Source organism: Polynucleobacter sp. 35-46-11 (assembly GCF_002281105.1).
Map to the genome: position 1 here is coordinate 1 of NZ_NCFJ01000674.1, position 1,180 is coordinate 1,180.

Sequence of the window (1,180 nt, forward strand, 5' to 3'; positions counted from 1 at the left end):
ATTGCAGTCCCCCAGGACATTCCGTAGTGGACGATGCCGATGCCAGTGAGGTAGCTACCAATACCGAGGAAGGCTGCATGACCAAATGATAGGAGGCCCATATAACCAAATAGGAGATTGAAGCCCATGGCAAATAAGCCAAAGATCAAGATGTTGATCGCAAGGGCCTCGTACGGCATGATGAAAGGAAAGACCATCAAGAAGAGACTGCTTGCTAGCACGCGATGACGTGCAATGAGTTGGAAGAATGATTTCATAAGTATTCAGGGGGATTAACCCATTGCCCCCGCTTTACCAAATAAACCTTGTGGTCGAATTAAGAGCACTACCGCCATCAATACAAAGATAGAAAGTTCTGATAGGTCAGGGAAGAACAGGGAAGTCATGCTGTAGACCACGCCAACTAATAAACCAGCAACAACAGCCCCCACTGGTGAGCCCATGCCGCCAACTACTGTGACAACAAACGACTCCGCCAAAATTGGAATACCCATTTCTGGATTAACAGAGCGGGTGGGTGAGGCTAATATTCCGGAGAGGCCGGCAATTGCGCAACCAAGTCCAAACACCATGAGCCATACTTTGGCGATATCTACACCAAGCACTTTGACGATCTCTTGGTCAGCGGCACCAGCCTTGATAATTAGGCCGTATCGGGTTTTTTGAATGAAAAACCAAACTGCAAAAATAATGACAGCTGTAGCGGCAATCAGGAAAAGTCGATACTTGGGAAAGAAGCCGATGCCGACGTCGAGAGAGCCTTTCAGTCCATCAGGGGTAACAGACGGTAGACCTTCAATGCCAAAAGTGACACGAACTGCTTCAATTAAGACATAAGACAATCCAAAAGTCAGTAGGAGTGGATAGTCAATTCCACGTCCGTATAGTGGGCGGACTAAGAATCGCTCAGTCAGTAATCCAAGGACTCCGGTAGTAATTGGCGTCAGAATTAAACTAAACCAAAAGTTACCTGTTACACCAAGAAAATAGACACCCAAAAACGCGCCAACCATGAAGAAGGCGCCGTGGGCAAAATTAACGACATTGAGCATGCCAAAAATAAGGCATAAGCCCAGGGCAAGAAGTGCATAAATACTACCCAGGGCAATTCCTGTCAGTAGTTGCATGCATAGAAGTTCAAATGTAAGGCCGGTCATATATGTACTCAGAAAAACTCCCC

At 46.6% G+C, this 1,180-nt stretch carries 1 protein-coding gene and 1 pseudogene; both read right to left on the reverse strand.

The features are described from left to right. A pseudogene (locus B7Y67_RS18670) lies at positions 1-257 on the reverse strand (branched-chain amino acid ABC transporter permease); the annotation flags it as partial. 15 nt (positions 258-272) lie between these two features. Continuing rightward, positions 273-1,180, reverse strand: a 908-nt coding sequence (locus B7Y67_RS18675) for a branched-chain amino acid ABC transporter permease (RefSeq protein ID WP_367227314.1), incomplete at its 5' end; no start/stop codon positions are given.